The organism is Mitsuaria sp. WAJ17 (assembly GCF_014174515.1).
Classification (GTDB): domain Bacteria; phylum Pseudomonadota; class Gammaproteobacteria; order Burkholderiales; family Burkholderiaceae_C; genus Roseateles_B.
Genome location: NZ_JACJUG010000017.1, coordinates 18573 through 35446, shown reverse-complemented (window position 1 = coordinate 35446; position 16874 = coordinate 18573). Strand labels below are relative to the sequence as shown.

The window sequence follows — 16874 nt, the reverse complement described above, 5'->3', positions numbered from 1 at the left end:
TCAGGTCCGGTGCGCAGGCGCCGGGCCTCAGGCCATGGCGCGCTGCACGCGCACCGTGGTGTTGATGGTTCTCGCCAGCTTGACGGCGTAGTCCGGGTCGGTGGCATAGCCGGCCTTTTGCAGGCCCTGGGCGAAGGTCTCGGCATTGCCCTTGCCGGCCTTGGCCACCACGTCCTTGTAGCGGTCGTTGCTGCTCAGCAGCTTGGCGTAGTCCTTGAAGGCGTCGGCGTAGCTGTCGTAGGCGCGGAACTTCGCGGTGACCTTCTGCAGGCGGCCGTCGATGTACTCGGTGGTCTGCACCTCGGTGGTCTTGCCGGTCCAGCCTGGCGTGGCCTTGATGCCGAAGACGTTGTGCGAGCTGCTGCCGTCCTTGTTCATGATCTCGCGCTTGCCCCAGCCCGACTCGTGGGCGGCCTGCGCGATCATGAAGGAGGCCGGGATGCCGGTGCTGGCCTGTGCTTCCTTGGCGGCGCCGTCGTGCTTGAGGATGAAGTCCTGCACATGCGGGGCTACGTTCTTCCTGGCCAGCTGCGGCAGGGCCTGGGTGACCGCGGTCTTGTCGGCATCGCCGCTGACGCCCATCTGGCGCTGCAGCTGCCGTGTGATGGCGTCGGAGAGCCCGCCGGGCAGGCCCGTCATCTTGGTGGCGAACTGCTGGTCCAGCATCTCGGTACCCATCTGCGAGCCGGCGTTGTCCAGCATGCCCGAGGACAGCGTGGCTGCGCGCATGCTCTTCATCACCTCCTGCATGAAGAGGGACTCGAACTGCCTGGCCGTCTCGCGGATCTGGCTCTTGGGGTCGCGCGCCGCCGAGGCGCGCAGGGCATCCAGTGAGCGCGTGTCGGTGCTCAGGCTGTTGCCGCTGAGGGTGGGGGGGTTGAATCGCATGTCAGATGACCTCCAGCTCGGCGTTCAGGGCGCCGGCGGTCTTCATCGCCTGCAGGATGGCCAGCAGGTCCTGCGGCGTCGCACCAAGCGCGCTGAGCGCCTTGACCACGTCCGAGAGCTTGGCGCTTGCGGGCAGTTGGATCAAGGGGCCAGGCTCCTGGCGGATCGCGATATCGGTCTTTTCTGTCACCACGGTCTGCCCACCGCTGAGCGCGCCGGGCTGGCTGACCTGCGGGGTGCTGGTGATGGTGACGGACAGGTTGCCGTGCGCCACGGCGCAGTTGCCGATGCTCACGGCCTGATTCATCACCACCGAGCCGGTGCGGGCATTGATCACCACGCGGGCCGCCGGGGTTGCCATCTCGATGGGCAGTTCCTCCAGGTCGGCGAGGAAGGCCACGCGCTCGTCGCTGTCGGTGGGGGCTTTGACGCGCACCACGCGGCCGTCCACGGCCTGGGCCACGCCCGTGCCCTTGGCCTTGTTGATGGCGCGGGCCACGGCCCGGGCGGTGGCGAAATCGGCGGAGTTCAGGTCCAGCTGGATGGCCTCGCCCAGGGCCAGGGGCGTGGGCACCGAGCGCTCCACGGTGGCGCCGGCGGGGATGCGGCCGGCGCTGAGATGGTTGATCTGCACCTTGGCGCCTCCGGCAGAGGCACCCGCGCCGCCCACCACCAGATTGCCCTGGGCCATGGCGTAGACCTGGCCATCGGCACCGCGCAAGGGCGTGGCAATCAGGGTGCCGCCGCGCAGGCTCTTGGCATTGCCGATGGAGGACACGGCGATGTCCAGGGTCTGGCCGGGCTGGGCGAAGGGGGGAAGCTGGGCCGTCACCATCACCGCGGCGATGTTGCGCGGCTGCATGGTCACGCCCTGGGGCAGGATGACGCCGAACTGCTGCAGCATGGCCTGCAGGCTCTGCCCGGTGAAGGGAGCTTGGGTGGTTTGGTCGCCGGTGCCGTCCAGACCCACGATCAGGCCGTAGCCGGTGAGGGCATTGGAGCGTACGCCCTGGACGGCGGCGACTTCCTTGAGGCGCACCGCTTCGGCAGTGCCTGCCGCGAACAGCAGGGCGGCGAGCAGGAGGCGCAAGACGGTGGTGGTGGACATGATGGTCGCAGGGGTAGCCTTGCGACCAATTTTGCGAAAACTTTAGACCGGCGAAAGACTCAAAAAGAAGCGCGACAGCCAGCCTATTCCGTGGGCCTCAGCCGGCGCCCCGCGGCCGCGCTGCTCGATGCGCACGTTCGCGATGGCCGTGGAGGGGATGGAATTGCCCTGCTGGATGGCGCGCGGATCCACCTGGCCCGAGAAGCGCAGCACATCGACGTTCTGGTTCACGCCGATCTGCTTCTCCGCGATGATCAGCAGATGCCCGTTGGGCAGCACTGCAGTCACGATGGCAGTCACCGTGCCGGTGAATTCGTTGGTGTTCTGGTTCGCGCCCTTGCCGGCCGCCTTGTTGGAGGAGCTGCCCGCCACGGAGGCTCGGCCGAAGCTGTTGCTCGCGACGCCGGGCAGGGCGGTGAGGCTGCCGCTGAGGTCGCCGCTCTTGGCCAACTCACTGGTGGAGGACTGGCTGGCGCTGACTTTCTCGGCGATTTGTACGGTCAGCGTGTCCCCCACCAGGCGGGCTCGATGGTCCTCGAAGAGCGGGCGGTAGCTGGCGGCCTGGTAGATGGCCCCGTTGAGGGCCGCCTGCGGCGGCACGGCGGGCATCTGCACGACGGGCGTGTTCTGCATCTCGACCTGGGGCATCTTCATCGAGCTGGCGCAGCCGCCCAGCAGAGTGACGATGCTCAGGACGGGCAGGGCAGCGAGGCGGGAGCGCATGGGGAACCTCTCAGTCAGCGGGCAAATAACGCAGCGGCGCCATCAGATCTGCGACAGCTTTTGCAGCATCTGGTCGGAGGTCTGCACGGCCTTGGAGTTCAGCTCGTAGGCGCGCTGGGTCTGGATCATCTGCACCAGTTCCTCGACCACGTTGACGTTGGATGTCTCCACGAAGCCCTGCTGAATGGCGCCCATGCCGTTGGCGTTGGGGGCTCCAGCATTGGGCGTGCCGGAGGCCGCGGTCTCAGTGAAGAGGTTCTGGCCCTTTGGCTCCAGGCCGGCAGGATTGACGAAATTGGCCAGTTGGACCTGGCCCAGCGTCTGCGGCTGGGTCTGACCGGGCACCATGACGCTCACCGTGCCGTCCTGGCCGATGGTGACGCTCTGGGCATTGGCCGGCACGGTGATGCCGGGCATCACCGTATAGCCGTTGTTGGTCACGACCTGGCCGTTGGCGTCCAGCTGGAAGCTGCCATCGCGGGTGTAGGCCGTGGTGCCGTCAGGCATCTGGATCTGGAAGAAGCCGCTGCCCTTGATCGCCAGGTCGAAGTTGCCGGTGGTCTGCTGCAGGCTGCCCTGGCTGAAGTTGCGCGAGGTCGCCACGGTGCGCACGCCCAGGCCCAGCTGCAGGCCGGTGGGCAGTTGCGTCTGCTCGGTGGTGTTGGCGCCGCTCTGGCGCAGGTTCTGGTAGATCAGGTCCTCGAACACCGCATGGCTGCGCTTGAAGCCGTTGGTGCCCACGTTGGCCAGGTTGTGCGAGATGTTGTCCAGCTGCGTCTGCTGGGCTTCCATGCCGGTCTTGGCGATCCAGAGCGAGCGAATCATGGCGGGGTCCTTCTGTAGGCCTTGCCCTCAGGCTCAGCTGTTGCTGGACAGCAGCTTGGCGCTGGTCTGTCCCTGGGTCTGGGCGATTTGCAGCAGCTTCATCTGCTGCTCGAACTGTCGGGCGGCGGCAATCATGCTGACCATGGTCTCGACGGCGCTCACATTGGAACCTTCGAGGGCGCCATCCTGCAGACGTGCGGCCTGGTCGGCGGGCAAGTCGCCGTTGGCGGCGCGAAAGAGCCCGTCGGTGCCGCGGGTCAGCGGCGTCTCGGCGGTGGGCGTCACCAGCTTGAGTCGCCCGATGGCCGTGGGGCGGCCGGTCGGTCCCTTGGCGGTGACGGTGCCGTCGTTGCCGATGCTCAGCTCGCTGTTGGGCGGCACGTTGATGGGGCCACCATCGCCCAGCACCTGCTGGCCATTGCGCAGCACCAGCAGGCCTTCGTTGCTGACGTCCAGCGAGCCGGCCCGCGTGTAGGCCTCGGTGCCGTCGAGCCCCTGCACGGCCAGCCAGGCGTCGCCGCGCATGGCCACGTCCAGGTTGCGGCCCGTGGCGCTGATCACGCCGGGGTCGGGGTTGTAGCCTATCGTCGTCTCCAGCGCAAAGGCCCGCGTGCTGGCGCCATCGCCGCGCACGGGCACGGCGCGAAAGGCCGCCAGCTCGGCCCGGAAGCCGTTGGTGGAGACGTTGGCGAGGTTGTTGGCCAGCACATCCTGGCGCTGCATGGCCGCCTTCGCGCCGGCCATCGACAGGTAGATCATGCGGTCCATGGCAGTCCTCGCTCAGAAATGGAGGGCATCAGCGGAGGTTGACCAGCGTCTGCAGCACCTGGTCCAGCGTCTTGATGGTCTGGGCATTGGCCTGGTAGACACGCTGGGCCGTGACCATGTTGACCAGCTCGGCGGTCATGTCCACGTTGGACTCCTCCAGCGCGCCGGACTGCAGCACACCCATGTTGCCGTCACCGGCCACGCCCACCACGGCGTCACCCGAGGCGTAGGTTCGCGCCCAGACATTGCCGCCCAGCGGCTGCAGGCCCTGCGTGTTGCGGAAGGTGGCGAGCTCGACCTGGCCCGCCGGCTTGGATTGGCCGTTGGAGTAGCGGGCCATGATGATGCCGGACTTGTCGATCTGGATGCCCGCCAACTGGCCCGGCGCGTAGCCGTTCTGCTTCACGTCGGTGACGGCGAAGCTGGAGCCGCCTTCGGTGGTCTTCAGGATGTTCAGCTTGATGCCATTGATGGGCAGCGTGACGGCGCCGGCCGAGTTGGTGGACACGGGGATGTCCATGTTGATCTTGTCGGTCGGGCTCACCGGCTTGGAGCCGTCATAGGCCGAGAAGACCAGGGTGGTGTAGGGCAGGGTGGGATTGCCGTCGGCATCGACCGGCGTCGCGCCGCCCAGAGCATCGACCTCCAGCGGCTTGCCGTTGGCCGTGGCATAGATGTTCCAGGTCGTGGTCGAGCTGGGATCGGGCGGCGCCGGGGTGGGGTCGCTTTTCTGGAAGTAGAAGGTCAGCGCCACGCTCTGGCCCTTGGCGTCGTAGACCGTCATCGAGGTGGCGTTGTTGTAGGTGGCCGGGTCGTTGAGCTGCATGCCCGTGCCGATGCCGCCGGGAGCCGTGCTCTTGGCCCGCGAGTCCAGGTTGAACTCCATGGACATCTCGCTGGTGACCTGCGGCGTGATGCCAGCGGTGGGCAGCTGCAGGGCCTGGGCCAGGCCCGGCTGGATCACGCCGGTGCCATCGGCCGGATAGCCCAGCAGCTTGAGCCCGGCGTTGTTGACGATGTAGCCGTCGCGGCTGACCTTGAACTGGCCGTTGCGCGAGTACATGACCGGGTTCTTTTCGTCGCTGAGCTGGAAGAAGCCCGAGCCGTTGATGGCCATGTCCATCGGGTTCTCGGTGGTGCTGATATTGCCCTGGGTGAACTGTTGTGACACCGCGGACAGGCTGGTGCCGATGCCCACTGGGTTCTGGCCCGCGCCGTTGAGCGCGCTGGCATAGACGTCGGCGAATTCGGCCCGTGAGGACTTGCCGCCGAAGGTGTTGGCGTTGGCGATGTTGTTGCCAATGACCTCGAGGTTCTTGCTGGCGGCATTGAGACCGGAGAGACCTTGCTGGAAGCCCATGATGTGTCCTTCGAAAGAAAGTGCCCGAGGGGTCAGTCGACCCGTTTGACGCTGCTGTAATCGACGAGGCCGACGGTCTGCAGCTGCAGTTGCAGTTTGCCGCCGTCGGTATTGACGGCCATGACCCTGTCGTGCGCATAGCTGGTGCTGCCAAGGACGCTGGCGCCCTTGCTGGCGGTGATACGGAAGCTGTAGCCGCCGGACTTCGCATCGAACTTGTCCGAGCTCCAGTTGAAGTCGTGCACGCCGGCGCCCTGGGCGCCCAGCTGTACGGTATCGACCACGGCGCCTGACGGTGCCAGCACCTCCAGCTTGACGGCGTCGGCAGGGCTGCTGATCTCGAAGGAGCCCTGGGCCTTGGCTGTCTCCGTGTTCCAGCTGAGCTTGTTGCCGGGCACCAGCACCTCGCGGCCGACCAAGTTGATGCTCTGCAGGGCTTGCATCTGACCGAACTGCGAGCCCAGGGCCTTGATGTTGTCGTTGAGGTTGCTGATGCCAGCGACGGTCTGGATCTGTGCCATCTGCGAAGTCACCTGGGCGTTGTCCATGGGGTTCATGGGGTCCTGGTTCTGCATCTGGGCGACCAGCATCTTGAGGAAGCGGTCCTGGGTGTCCTGGGCCTGCCTGGCGGCGCTGGGCGTGGTGTTGGCGCTGCTGCCAGTCACCTTGCTGTTGCTGATCACGTTGCTGTAGTCCATGGCTTGGCTCCTCGGGCTCAGGATTGACCCAGCTGCAGGGTCTTGAGCAGCAGGCTCTTCGCCGTGGTCATGACCTCGATGTTGTTCTGGTAGGAGCGCGAGGCAGAGATCATGTTGACCATCTCCTCCACGCTGTTGACGTTGCTGTAGGTCACGTAGCCCTCGGCGTCAGCCTGCGGGTGCTTGGGGTCGTGCACGCGCCGGCCTTGGGTCTGGTCCTCGGTGATCTGGGCGACGCGCACGCCGGCGGCACCCGGGTCCTGGCCGGCGCCCATCAGCTGGGTCTGGAAGGTCACCTGGCGGGCCTTGTAGGCCTGGCCGTCCGGGCCGGCCACGGTGTCGGCATTGGCCAGGTTGCTGGCCACCACGTTCAGGCGCTGGCTCTGCGCGCTGACCGCGCTGCCGGAGACGTTGAAGATCTGGAACATGGACATGGTGTTCTCCTGCCTGGGGGCTCAGCTCAGCCGGCTCAGGCCGCGTTGTGCGACTTCATCGCGTCCAGCTGCGTGCGCACGCTGCTGTTGATGAAGCGCAGGGTGGCCTCGTACTTCACCGAGTTGTCCGCGAAGCTGGCCCGCTCGCGGTCCATGTCCACCGTGTTGCTGTCCAGATTGGTCTGGGCGGCCATGGCGAATTCGCGGCCGGACGGGCTCAGCGCACCAGCCAGGGGGGTGAGGTGGCGGCTCTGCGTGGTCTGCAGGGCGCCGGGGGTGCCGATCTCGCCGGTGGCTTCCTTCAGGGCGCGGCTGAAGTCGAAGTCGCGCGCCTGGTAGCCGGGCGTGTCCGCATTGGCGATGTTGCTGGCCAGCTGCTGCTGGCGCTCAGCCCGCAGCACCAGGGCCTGGGTCTGGAAGTTCAGCGAATCGGTGAGGCGGTTGATCATGGAAGCACTCCTTGCCGGGGCCGGGTATCGAGGGGTTTGGCGGCCTGTGCGGCAGACCTGTTGCCAGCCCCTTTGCGACGCCATGGCACGGGATGTGGGCATTGTTGGACGGCGGTCCGCCAAACATGAGCGGGAAAAGAACGCGCTTTGCTGCTCATTTCCAAGCTAAAGGCGCGGCGGGCGCGGCCTACAGTCCTCCCCATCATGTTCAATCGGCCTCGACTCCTGCTCGGCACCGCCAGATGGCTGGTGGCGCTGCTGCCTGGCCTGTGCTGTGCGCCCTGGGCGCAAGCGCAGTCCCAGGGGCTGGAGCCCTGGCGTCAGGCCCTGCAGCAGACAGCTGAACAAGCCGCTAGCCAGCTGAACAGGGAATTCGGTGCCTCCGCCCGCGTCATGGTGGAGCTGGGGCAGGCCGACCCGCGCCTGCGCCTGGCGCCCTGCCAGAGGGCTGAGCCCTATCTGCTGCCCGGCATGAAGCTGTGGGGCCGCTCCCGCATTGGGCTGCGCTGCGTCGAGGGCACCAGCCGCTGGAACGTGTCACTGCCGCTGACCGTCCACGTCTTTGCGCCGGCCCTGGTCGCCGCGGGCCCTTTGGACAACGGCACCACGCTGTCCGCCGAGCATTTGCGCCTGGCCGAGGTGGACATTGCCGCCGATCAAGGTGGCGTTTTCACCGACATGGCCGCGCTGCTGGGCCGCAGCCTCGCCCGGCCGGTCCAGGCGGGAGAAGCCCTGCGCTCGGGCAGCCTCAAGCAGCGCCAGTGGTTCGCCGCCGGCACCCAGGTCAAGGTGACCGCCCGCGGTGCAGGATTCGCCATTGCCGGGGAAGGCCAGGCCCTGGGCCAGGGCCTGGACGGCCAGGATGTCCGTGTTCGCTTCGAGAACGGCCGCACCGTGACTGGTCGGGCCGTCGGGGAGCGCGAAGTGGAGGTCCTGTTGTGAACGATGCACCCTTCAGGCCCCCAGACCCCCTGTCTTCGGGGCGCCCAGCTGTTATCGTTGAGGAAATGGCTCAAGTCCGCCTGGACATGGCCGATACACCGTCCAACAGGCTGGGCGGTTTCAAGCTCAGTCCTTGGAGAACATCATGAAAATCGGTCAAAACGCTGACAAGCTCGCCGCCGCTGGCCTTGGCCAGAGCGTCGAGCGTCCGGCGACGGCGGAAGCTGGCCGCAACAAGGGTGCTTCCGAGACAGGCAGCGTGAAAAATGCCCCGGAAGCCAGTGCCAAGATCGCGCTGTCCACCACAGCCAGTACTATGTTGCAGGGTGTGCCTGATGACGGCAGCTTCGACGCCGAGAAGGTGCAGCGCATTTCCCAGGCCATCAGCGAAGGCAAGTTCAGCATCAATGCCGATGCCATCGCCGACAAGCTGATTGCCAACGCCCGGGAAATGGTCGGCCGCGTTGGCGCACACTGAACGGCCGGGTCCGCGCACCGCGTCCCCCCACCCTCCAACTTGCCCATAGGCGGGTCCTCTCATGCAAACCTTGCCGCCCACCGAGAACACCGAAGCGCTGAGCCAGGATCTGGAGCGGCCGCTGATCGAAGTCGAGAACTGCCTGAACCTGCTGGGCGAGGCGCTGGTGCGCCGTGACAGCCAGGCCATCGAGACCCATGCTGCGGCTCTGCACCAAGCCCTGGCCCATGCCATGAACAGCTTCATGGAGGCCGCCCGCAATGGCAAGGTGCCGCCCCAGCTGCGCAACCGCCTGGTGCAGGCCGGTGGCCGCGTGGCGGCGCAGCGCGAATCCCTGAACCGTGCGAATGCGGCCCTGGATCGCGCGATTGACGTGCTGATCCCGCCCGAGCCGGGTGGCGTCTACGGCGCCAGCGGCAAGAACGAGCGCAAGAGCAGCCTGGGCGGATCCATCCAGGCCTGATCCGGTTCTGGAAAGCAAAAGCCACGCAGAGCGTGGCTTTTTGCTTTCCAGGCTGCCCGGCGGGTCTACTGCGTGGCCTTGTGGCGCAGGGCCTCGAGATAGGCATGGCCGTCCGGCGGCCGGCCGCTGCGCTGCGATTCCCAGATCATGGTGCCCAGGCAGTCCATGGCCACATGCTGGGCCTCGTGCAGGGACTGTCGGCGTGCCGCCAGCAAGTCCAGGGCCTGGCGTACGCCGCGAGGCTGGTCGATGGAATGCTGCTCGCTGATGCTCAGGTGCATGGACAGATGCAGGAAGGGGTTGGTGCGCCCTTCCTCTACGGTATAGACCGCCTGGACAGCCTGCTCCTCGTCGGCCAGCTCGGCGTGGTACTCGGGATGCTGTTCGATCCACTGCGCCGCCAGGGTCTCCATGGGCGTCAGGGGCAGGCGGTCCCGCCACTTGGCGTAGGTGCTGCAGAAGAACCGGCGGACTTCGATCTGGGACGGGGCAAACATGCCGGCATTGTCGCCGCAAGGCGGCTGCCCTGCATTGGCGGGCTCAATCCCGGCGCACCTCCTCGGCCTCCCCGGGATTCCAGCCCTGGCGATGTCGCACCTGGGCCCTGGCCTCGCGCTCTTGAGCCATCAGGGTCTCCAGCTGCTGGCGGCCCTGCTTGACCATGGCGATGAGCTTGTCCTCGTCGTTGCGATGCCGGGCCATCAGGCGCAGCTGGGCGGCGTTGTGCTGGCGGAAGCGCCAGGCCTGGCGGCGCGCCATGGCGGGCTCCACGCCCAGCAGCTCCAGCACGCTGCGGCCACTGAGCAGGGCGGATTCGAAGGTCTCGCGCTCGATGTGCTGGACCCCCAACTCCTGCAGGCGGTAGAAGTGCTGGACGTTGCGCGCCCGGGCCACGATCTGCAACTGCGGGAAATGCTGGCGTGCCAGCTCGGCGATGGCCAGGCTCTGCGCGACGTCGTCCACCGCGATGACCAGGATGGCGGCGGTCTCGGCGCCGGCCGTGCGCAGCAGGTCCAGGCGGCTGGCATCGCCATAGAACACACGCCAGTCGAAGCGCCGCAAGCCCTCGACAGTATGGGCGTCATGCTCCAGCACCGTGGCCTCGTGCCCGTTGGCATACAGCAGGCGGCCGACGATCTGACCGTAGCGACCGAAGCCCGCGATGATCACCGGCGCCTGCTGCGGCTCGTTCAGCTCCTCCAGGGCTGGCCCGCCACGACGGCTCAGGCGTGGCTGCAGCCAGCGGTCGGCGGCGCCCAGCAGGGCCGGGGTGCAGGCCAGGGACAGGGCCACCGCGGCTACCAGGGCCGAGGCTTGGGCGTCGCTGAGCAGTCCGGCCTGCTGGCCCAGCTGGAAGACGACAAAGCCGAACTCGCCGCCCTGGGCCAGCAGGATCACGAAGACGGGCCGTTCCAGCAGCGGCAGCCCCATGGCCCTGCCCATGATCAGCAGCAGGGCGCCCTTGAGCACCAGCAGGGCGAGCAGCATCCCGGTGACCAGCACCGGCTGCTGCAGCAGCACCTGCAGGTCCAAGCCCATGCCCACCGCGATGAAGAAGAGGCCCAGCAGCAGGCCCTTGAAGGGCTCGAGGTCGGTCTCAAGCTCATGCCGGTATTCGCTCTCGGCCAGCAGCACACCGGCCAGGAAGGCGCCCAGGGCCATGGACAGGCCGACGGCCTGCATCAGCGCCGCCGTGGCCAGCACCAGCAGCAGGGCGGCGGCGGTGAAGATTTCGGGCGTGGCGCTGCCGGCGATCCAGCGAAGGGCCGGCCGCAGGGCCAGGCGCCCGCCCAGGATGAGCACGGCAATGGCGCCCAGGGCCTTGGCGGCCTGCCAGTGGCCCTCCGAACCGCTGCCATCCGCGCCGGCCAGTGCGGGCACCAGGGCCAGGATGGGGATGGCGGCGATGTCCTGCAGCAGGGCCACGCTGAGGATGCTCTGGCCCGCGGCCGTGCCGCCCAGGTTGCGTTCGCCCAGCACGGCCATGGCCACCGCGGTGGAGGACATGGCCAGGCCCAGGCTGCCCACCAGAGCCAGGCGCCAGGGCAGGCCGCACAGCAGGGCCAGGCCCATCAGCAGAGCGGTCGAGCCCAGCAGCTGCACGGAGCCCCAGCCGAAGATGGGCCGACGCAGCTGCCACAGCCGCCGCGGCTCCAGCTCCAGGCCGACCAGGAACATCATGAGCACCACGCCGATCTCGGCCACTTCCAGGATGGTCTCCGGCGCCGACACCAGGCCCAGCACCTGCGGCCCGATCAGCACCCCCGCGACCAGGTAGCCCAGGATGGAGCCCAGCCGCGCCCAGCGAGCCAGGGGCACGGCCAGCACGGCGGCGCCCAGGAACACGAGGGGCAAATGCAGCAGCTCATGCGAAGGGGCGCTCATGCCTGCACCTCCACCGGTCGCTCGCCAGCGGGCAGTTCCTCCTGCTCAGCCCGCTGCGAGCCACACCAGTGCGGGTAGTTCAGCAAGTGCTGGAGGGCGTCCCGCACATGCTGGGCGATGGCCTCGTCATCGGCCCGGTGGGCGCCGTGCAGCACTTGGGGCGGCAGCAGGCGCAGGCCGCACAGGCGGGCCGTCTGCTCATACGGCAGCAGGAAGTCCTGGAAGGCATGGCGGTGGTGGCCCTGGGGGCTGTAGGCGTTCTCGGCGCCGCCGGTGGACAGCAGCAGCCAGAGGTCCTTGCCCTGCAAGGCATGGCCGCCGGGCCCGTAGGCCCAGCCATAGCTGAAGACGTCATCCAGCCATAGCTTCATCAGGGCCGGCATGCCGTACCAGTGGATGGGATGCAGCCAGATGACGAGCCGGGCTTGCGCCAGGGCCTGCTGCTCGGCCTCGATGTCGATGGCGTAGTCGGGGTAGAGGCGGTACAGGTCTCGCAGCTCCAGCTTGCCAGGGGGGAAGGGCGTGGAGGCCAGCGCGTCCATCAGGCGGGCGCTGACACGGGAATGGGCGCGGTCCGGATGGGCGCAAAGACAGAGGATTTCAGCCATGGCCAAGGGTAGCAGCGTCTGCCGGCAGCGACTCCGTCCTTGCCTGCATTGCCGCCGCAGGAAAGTCGCCGCTAACATGGCGTCAGCGCCGTCAAGGGAGATGCCATGCCCGTGATCCTGGTTGCCAATCCCAAGGGCGGGGTCGGCAAGAGCACCCTCGCCACCAATATCGCCGGCTTCCTGGCCTGGCAGGGCCATGCCGTGGCTCTGGGCGATGCCGATGTGCAGCAGTCCAGCCGGCGGTGGCTGGCGCAGCGGCCGCCGCAACTGCCCCCCATCCGCCCGCTGGACATCGACGACAAGCAGGTGGCCCGCGTGCCCAAGGGCGTCAGCCACGTGGTGCTGGACACGCCGGCGGGCCTGCACGGCAAGCGGCTGGAGCGGCTGCAGGGCCTGGCTGATTGCATCCTCGTGCCCTTGCAGCCCAGCCTCTTCGACATGCAGGCCTGCCATGCCTTCGTGCTGCGGCTGGCGGAGCTGGCCGACGCGCAGCGCCACCGGCCAAGGCTGGGGCTGCTGGGCATGCGGGTGAGGCAGGGGACGCTGTCGCAGCAGCAGCTGCAGCAGTTCCGCCTGAGCCTGGGTGAGGCCCTGAACGACCGTCTGGACTGGCTGGGCGAGTTGCGCGACACCCAGCACTATGTGCAGCTGGCCGCCCGTGGCCTGAGCCTCTGGGACATCTCGCCCGCGCAGGTGGAGAAGGACCTACAGCAGTGGCAAGGTTTGTGTGAGTGGCTCAGTGCATGAGCGTCAGCCATATTGATGATACGAATGGCGAACCTGGTTTGCGTATCGCCCACCCGGAAGGGGTATGCCCTCGCCCAAGGGCCGCCACTATGATTCGACGCCCCGAGACGCGGGGTACGTTGACACAGAACTAGCGAGGAGACCGGCATGAAGGTGCTGCTCATTGACGACCACCCCCTGATTCTCTCGGCCCTTCAGACGGTGATCTCGGGCCTGGATGATGGCGTGGATATGGTCGGGGTGGAGACCGCCGCCGCTGCGCGCCAGCGCCTCAAGGACGAGGAAGATTTCGATCTGGTCCTGCTGGACCTGCAGCTGGGCGACGCCAGCGGCTTCGACGTGCTGGAGGAATTCCGGTCCGTCTACCCGGCCCTGCCGGTGGTGGTGATCTCCGCCTCTGACCGCGCCAGTGACGTCATCCGCTCCATCGACATGGGCGCCATGGGCTTCGTGCCCAAGCGCAGCAGCACCGAGGTGCTGGCCCAGGCGCTTCGCCTGGTGATGTCGGGCGGCATCTATGTGCCGCCGATGAGCCTGGGCACCGAGGCCCCGGCCCCAGCCGCGCCCGAGGTCAACAGTCAGGCGGCCCGCCTGCAGCAGATTTCCCAGCTTGCCACGGCTTCCGAGTACCAGATGCAGACTGGGCTGGAGAACCTCTCCCTGACCCCGCGCCAAACCGATGTGCTGGCCCTGCTGCTGCAAGGCAAGCCCAACAAGATCATCGCCCGCGAGCTGGGCGTGTCGGTGGAAACGGTCAAGGACCATGTGGCGGCCGTGCTCAAGGCCCTGGGCGTCAACTCGCGCACCCAAGCCGTGCTGGCCGTCAGCCAGATGGTGCAGCGCACGCCGGAGCAGAGCTTCAGCACCTTCCGGCAGCCGGCGCACTGAGCGCCACCACTGCGCCATGAAGAAAGCCCGCCTCCTGGCGGGCTTGGTCGTTCAGGTGGCGGCTCAGCTCGGCTCGTAGGCCAGACGGACGTAGATGGGCGCGAAGGCCTCGGCCTGGGTGATTTCCAGCAGGCGTTCGCGGGCCAGCTCCAGCATGGCGATGAAGGTCACCACCAGCACCTGCGGGCCGCGGCTGGTGTCGAAGAGGTGCTCGAACTCGACGAAGCGCCGGCCTTGCAGGCGGCGCAGCACCATGCTCATGTGCTCGCGCACCGAGAGCTCCTCGCGGCTGATCTTGTGATGCTGCTTGAGCTGGGCCTTCTTGAGCAGGCCGAGCCAGGCCTCGCGCAGATCGACCAACTCCACGTCCGGGAAGCGCGGCGTCAGGGATTGCTCAATGTGGACCTGGGCGCGCAGAAAATCGCGGCCGATCACGGGCAGGGCGTCCAGCCGGGCGGCGGCCAGCTTCATCTGCTCGTACTCCAGCAGGCGCCGCACCAGCTCGGCCCGAGGATCCTCGGGCTCTCCGCCGTCGTCCGTCTTCTTGGGCGGCAGCAGCATGCGGGACTTGATCTCGATGAGCATGGCCGCCATCAGCAGGTACTCGCTGGCCAGCTCCAGATTCTGCTTGCGGATCTGATCGACGTAGCTGAGGTACTGCCGGGTGACATCCGCCAGCGGGATGTCCAGGATGTTGAAGTTCTGGCGTCTGATCAGGTACAGCAGCAAGTCCAGCGGGCCCTCGAAGGCCTCCAGGAAGACCTCCAGCGCATCCGGCGGGATGTAGAGGTCCTGGGGCAGGGCGAAGAGCGGTTCGCCGTAGAGCCGGGCGACGGCCACGCCGTCCACCGTCTCCAGCACCGGGCTGGGCTCGGCTTCCGTCAGCGGCTCAGGCAGCTCGACGGGATCGGTCGGCGTGGGGTGGCCGCTCACGCGAAGGCCCGTGCGTCAGCGCCTGCCGGGCTCAGTGCGATTTGGTCTGGTAGACGTAGGCCTGCTGGGCCACGCGGGCCGAGCGGTAGTCGGCCTGTGCGGCGCGGTCCACGGGCTTGTCCCACAGCAGGGCGCGGCCGTCGCGCTGTTCCTGCTCCAGCGTCGGCTTCTTGGCCTTCAGCTCGTCGATGAACTGGGTGACTTCGGACTTGTAGGGCTTCCAGAACAAAGGCATGGCGCTTGTGGGTTGTGATGGGGGGTGACGGTGGGATGGGGGCCGCCGATGCGCACCCCGAGAATCCGCCATTTTAGCGGTCCTGGGGCGGCGGTTTCGTGGTGTCTGGCACGGGCTTGAGGAAACATTCCTGGAGGGACGCCAGGTCGGCCAGCAGACCCTGCGGGCCCAGCAGTGCGGCCAGGCCTCCGCGTTCGATCAGCGAGGCCGGCTGCGCATTGAGCCCCAGCAGTACCAGGCGCCGGCCCTGGCGCTCCAAGCCCCTGTGCAGCTGGATCAGGGCATCCAGCCCGGTGCTGTCCATGGAGACCAGCAGGTGCATGTCCAGGGCCAGCACGCGAGCCTCCGGCGGCAGGCGCTCGGACAGGGCTTCGACCTTGGCCACGGCACCAAAGAACAGCGAGCCATAGACCCGCAGCAGATGCACCCCCGGCGGCTGCGCCGTGCCGGGCGGTGCTTCCGAGACGCTGAACAGCTCGCTCATGCGATAGATGAAGAAGCCGCAGGCCAACATCAGACCCACCTCCACCGCCACCGTGAGGTCGAAGACCACCGTCAGCAGGAAGGTGCCCAGCAGCGTGGCGCGGTAGGGCAGCTTGAAACGGCGCAGCCGGGCGAACTCATGCCACTCCCCCATATTCCAGGCAATGACCAGCAGCAGCCCGGCCAGCGCCGCCAGCGGCACTTGCGCGGCCAGTGGCGCAGCGACCAGCACCACGACCAGCAGGCTTAGCGCATGCACCATGCCGGCGATCGGGCTGCTGGCGCCGGCTTTCACATTGGTCACGGTGCGGGCGATCGTGCCGGTGGCCGGGATGCCGCCGAACATCGGGGCGACCATATTGGCGATGCCCTGGGCCATCAGTTCCTGGTTGGGATCGTGGCGCGGCTCGCCGCTGAGCTTGTCGGCCACGCGCGCGCAAAGCAGGGACTCGATCGAGCCCAGCAGCGCGATGGTCAGCGCCGGGATCAGCAGTTGCTTGGCGTCCTCGAAACTGAAGCCCGGCCACTCTGGCCGGGGCAGGGCCTGCGGAATGCCGCCGAAGCGGCTGCCGATGGTGTCCAGGGGCAGCTGCAGCAGGCTTGTCGCCAGCGTCGCGAGCACCAGTGCCACCAGCGTGCCCGGCACATGGGCGGCCAGGCGGTGCAGGCGCTCGCGCAGGCTGCGGGCCTGGGTCGCCATGGTGTAGCTCTTCGGCCAGAGCAGGACCAGCAGGCTGCAGCTGGCGCCCACCAGTGGCGCGTAGGGATTGAAGTCCCCGCGGTGCTGCCACAGCGCCTGGATCTGCGCGAGGAAGTCGGCCGGCATGCGCGGGATCTGCAGCCCGAGGAAGTCCTTGAGCTGTGAGAGCGCGACCAGCACCGCAATGCCATTGGTGAAGCCGATCACGATGGACACGGGGATGTAGCGCACCAGCACACCCAGGCGCAGGGCGCCCAGCGCCAGCATCATCAGCCCGCCCAGCATGGTGGCGATCAGCAGGTTGTGCAGGCCGTAGCGCTGCACGATGCCGTAGACGATGACGATGAAGGCCCCGGCCGGTCCGCCGATCTGCACGCTGGAGCCGCCCAGCAGGGAGATCAGGAAGCCCGCGACGACAGCCGTGACCAGGCCCTGTTCGGGTTTGACACCCGAGGCGATGGCGAAGGCCAGGGCCAGCGGCAGGGCCACAATGCCCACGGTGAGCCCGGCTCCGACATCGCGGACCAGACGCTGGCGGTCATAGCCACGCAGGCTCTCGAGCAGGCGTGGGCGAAAGGGATGGAATCGAGGCAGGGACATGAACGCTCCGGGAGTGGTGGGAGGGGTTCTCGTTCATGGCCTGGGGTGGTCCGCAGTGATGCAGCCGCGCGATGAAGCGCCGGCGGCGGCTGGGCGCGGCCAACAGCAGCAGGCGGATGCGTTGCGGGTCCACCGCCCGATTGTGGGGCCGCGGCGCGC

Annotated in this window: 20 protein-coding genes; 5 read left to right on the top strand and 15 right to left on the bottom strand. The window is 67.7% G+C overall.

The window, feature by feature from the left end:
* Positions 1-27: 27 nt before the first annotated feature.
* From flgJ to flgB, 9 genes are read right to left on the bottom strand one after another with little or no spacing between them, the layout of a single operon-like run.
* On the bottom strand, positions 28-888 hold the full coding sequence (gene flgJ, locus H5407_RS14845; protein WP_183105242.1) for a flagellar assembly peptidoglycan hydrolase FlgJ: 861 nt from the start codon (positions 886-888) through the stop codon (positions 28-30).
* Between the two features lies 1 nt (position 889).
* Complete coding sequence (locus H5407_RS14840; RefSeq protein ID WP_183105241.1) at positions 890-1996, bottom strand: flagellar basal body P-ring protein FlgI; 1107 nt, start codon at positions 1994-1996, stop codon at positions 890-892.
* Positions 1997-2038: 42 nt separating this feature from the next.
* On the bottom strand, positions 2039-2719 hold the full coding sequence (locus tag H5407_RS14835) for a flagellar basal body L-ring protein FlgH (protein WP_183105240.1): 681 nt from the start codon (positions 2717-2719) through the stop codon (positions 2039-2041).
* 42 nt (positions 2720-2761) lie between these two features.
* Entirely contained in the window at positions 2762-3544 is a 783-nt protein-coding gene (gene flgG, locus H5407_RS14830) for a flagellar basal-body rod protein FlgG (protein ID WP_183105239.1), read from the bottom strand.
* 33 nt (positions 3545-3577) lie between these two features.
* On the bottom strand, positions 3578-4312 hold the full coding sequence (flgF, locus tag H5407_RS14825) for a flagellar basal-body rod protein FlgF (protein ID WP_183105238.1): 735 nt from the start codon (positions 4310-4312) through the stop codon (positions 3578-3580).
* A gap of 28 nt (positions 4313-4340) precedes the next feature.
* Complete coding sequence (gene flgE / locus H5407_RS14820) at positions 4341-5672, bottom strand: flagellar hook protein FlgE (RefSeq protein WP_183105237.1); 1332 nt, start codon at positions 5670-5672, stop codon at positions 4341-4343.
* 32 nt (positions 5673-5704) lie between these two features.
* Positions 5705-6370, bottom strand: coding sequence for a flagellar hook assembly protein FlgD (locus H5407_RS14815; protein ID WP_183105236.1), 666 nt, complete (start codon positions 6368-6370; stop codon positions 5705-5707).
* Between the two features lie 17 nt (positions 6371-6387).
* Positions 6388-6804, bottom strand: a complete 417-nt coding sequence (gene flgC / locus H5407_RS14810; RefSeq protein WP_183105235.1) for a flagellar basal body rod protein FlgC — start codon at positions 6802-6804, stop codon at positions 6388-6390.
* A 35-nt stretch (positions 6805-6839) separates the two neighbouring features.
* A complete protein-coding gene (gene flgB / locus H5407_RS14805) occupies positions 6840-7253 on the bottom strand; it encodes a flagellar basal body rod protein FlgB (protein WP_183105234.1) in 414 nt (137 codons plus the stop codon).
* A gap of 249 nt (positions 7254-7502) precedes the next feature.
* Between flgB and flgA the strand changes: the two genes are divergently transcribed.
* The 3 genes from flgA (at position 7503) to H5407_RS14790 (ending at position 9136) form a co-directional block, all read left to right on the top strand.
* On the top strand, positions 7503-8195 hold the full coding sequence (gene flgA, locus H5407_RS14800; protein WP_310737654.1) for a flagellar basal body P-ring formation chaperone FlgA: 693 nt from the start codon (positions 7503-7505) through the stop codon (positions 8193-8195).
* 145 nt (positions 8196-8340) lie between these two features.
* Complete coding sequence (gene flgM, locus H5407_RS14795; RefSeq protein ID WP_183105232.1) at positions 8341-8673, top strand: flagellar biosynthesis anti-sigma factor FlgM; 333 nt, start codon at positions 8341-8343, stop codon at positions 8671-8673.
* Between the two features lie 61 nt (positions 8674-8734).
* Complete coding sequence (locus H5407_RS14790; protein WP_183105231.1) at positions 8735-9136, top strand: hypothetical protein; 402 nt, start codon at positions 8735-8737, stop codon at positions 9134-9136.
* Positions 9137-9201: 65 nt separating this feature from the next.
* On the opposite strand, the gene H5407_RS14785 is transcribed toward H5407_RS14790, so the two are convergent.
* Genes H5407_RS14785 through H5407_RS14775 form a run of 3 tightly spaced genes read right to left on the bottom strand, consistent with a single transcriptional unit; the run spans position 9202 to position 12129 of the window.
* Positions 9202-9633, bottom strand: coding sequence for a DUF1841 family protein (locus tag H5407_RS14785; protein WP_183105230.1), 432 nt, complete (start codon positions 9631-9633; stop codon positions 9202-9204).
* Between the two features lie 43 nt (positions 9634-9676).
* On the bottom strand, positions 9677-11521 hold the full coding sequence (gene kefC, locus H5407_RS14780) for a glutathione-regulated potassium-efflux system protein KefC (RefSeq protein ID WP_183105229.1): 1845 nt from the start codon (positions 11519-11521) through the stop codon (positions 9677-9679).
* On the bottom strand, positions 11518-12129 hold the full coding sequence (locus tag H5407_RS14775) for an NAD(P)H-dependent oxidoreductase (RefSeq protein ID WP_183105228.1): 612 nt from the start codon (positions 12127-12129) through the stop codon (positions 11518-11520). Before H5407_RS14775 ends, kefC begins: the two co-directional genes overlap by 4 nt.
* Before the next feature lie 105 nt (positions 12130-12234).
* On the opposite strand from H5407_RS14775, the gene H5407_RS14770 reads away from it, so the two are divergent.
* Both H5407_RS14770 and H5407_RS14765 read left to right on the top strand, forming a co-directional pair.
* Positions 12235-12876, top strand: coding sequence for a ParA family protein (locus tag H5407_RS14770; protein WP_183105227.1), 642 nt, complete (start codon positions 12235-12237; stop codon positions 12874-12876).
* A gap of 147 nt (positions 12877-13023) precedes the next feature.
* Complete coding sequence (locus H5407_RS14765) at positions 13024-13764, top strand: response regulator transcription factor (protein WP_183105226.1); 741 nt, start codon at positions 13024-13026, stop codon at positions 13762-13764.
* A gap of 63 nt (positions 13765-13827) precedes the next feature.
* On the opposite strand, the gene H5407_RS14760 is transcribed toward H5407_RS14765, so the two are convergent.
* From H5407_RS14760 to H5407_RS14750, 3 genes are all read right to left on the bottom strand, one after another.
* The gene (locus H5407_RS14760; protein WP_183105306.1) at positions 13828-14661 is read right to left on the bottom strand and encodes a ScpA family protein; all 834 of its coding nucleotides are present in this window, start codon (positions 14659-14661) and stop codon (positions 13828-13830) included.
* Positions 14662-14728: 67 nt separating this feature from the next.
* Positions 14729-14932: a DUF3460 family protein gene (locus H5407_RS14755; RefSeq protein WP_183105225.1), complete on the bottom strand. Its 204-nt coding sequence runs from the start codon at positions 14930-14932 to the stop codon at positions 14729-14731.
* Positions 14933-15005: 73 nt separating this feature from the next.
* Positions 15006-16715: a SulP family inorganic anion transporter gene (locus tag H5407_RS14750; protein WP_183105224.1), complete on the bottom strand. Its 1710-nt coding sequence runs from the start codon at positions 16713-16715 to the stop codon at positions 15006-15008.
* Positions 16716-16874 lie beyond the last annotated feature (159 nt).

Coding starts and splice junctions, on each gene's coding strand:
- H5407_RS14790 (WP_183105231.1), top strand. CDS start 8,735: ATGCAAACCTTGCCGCCCACCGAGAACACCGAAGCGCTGAGCCAGGAT.
- H5407_RS14785 (WP_183105230.1), bottom strand. CDS start 9,633: ATGTTTGCCCCGTCCCAGATCGAAGTCCGCCGGTTCTTCTGCAGCACC.
- H5407_RS14765 (WP_183105226.1), top strand. CDS start 13,024: ATGAAGGTGCTGCTCATTGACGACCACCCCCTGATTCTCTCGGCCCTT.
- flgM (WP_183105232.1), top strand. CDS start 8,341: ATGAAAATCGGTCAAAACGCTGACAAGCTCGCCGCCGCTGGCCTTGGC.
- H5407_RS14770 (WP_183105227.1), top strand. CDS start 12,235: ATGCCCGTGATCCTGGTTGCCAATCCCAAGGGCGGGGTCGGCAAGAGC.
- flgB (WP_183105234.1), bottom strand. CDS start 7,253: ATGATCAACCGCCTCACCGATTCGCTGAACTTCCAGACCCAGGCCCTG.
- H5407_RS14840 (WP_183105241.1), bottom strand. CDS start 1,996: ATGTCCACCACCACCGTCTTGCGCCTCCTGCTCGCCGCCCTGCTGTTC.
- flgJ (WP_183105242.1), bottom strand. CDS start 888: ATGCGATTCAACCCCCCCACCCTCAGCGGCAACAGCCTGAGCACCGAC.
- flgG (WP_183105239.1), bottom strand. CDS start 3,544: ATGATTCGCTCGCTCTGGATCGCCAAGACCGGCATGGAAGCCCAGCAG.
- kefC (WP_183105229.1), bottom strand. CDS start 11,521: ATGAGCGCCCCTTCGCATGAGCTGCTGCATTTGCCCCTCGTGTTCCTG.
- flgC (WP_183105235.1), bottom strand. CDS start 6,804: ATGTCCATGTTCCAGATCTTCAACGTCTCCGGCAGCGCGGTCAGCGCG.
- H5407_RS14755 (WP_183105225.1), bottom strand. CDS start 14,932: ATGCCTTTGTTCTGGAAGCCCTACAAGTCCGAAGTCACCCAGTTCATC.
- H5407_RS14835 (WP_183105240.1), bottom strand. CDS start 2,719: ATGCGCTCCCGCCTCGCTGCCCTGCCCGTCCTGAGCATCGTCACTCTG.
- H5407_RS14750 (WP_183105224.1), bottom strand. CDS start 16,715: ATGTCCCTGCCTCGATTCCATCCCTTTCGCCCACGCCTGCTCGAGAGC.
- flgE (WP_183105237.1), bottom strand. CDS start 5,672: ATGGGCTTCCAGCAAGGTCTCTCCGGTCTCAATGCCGCCAGCAAGAAC.
- flgF (WP_183105238.1), bottom strand. CDS start 4,312: ATGGACCGCATGATCTACCTGTCGATGGCCGGCGCGAAGGCGGCCATG.
- H5407_RS14775 (WP_183105228.1), bottom strand. CDS start 12,129: ATGGCTGAAATCCTCTGTCTTTGCGCCCATCCGGACCGCGCCCATTCC.
- H5407_RS14815 (WP_183105236.1), bottom strand. CDS start 6,370: ATGGACTACAGCAACGTGATCAGCAACAGCAAGGTGACTGGCAGCAGC.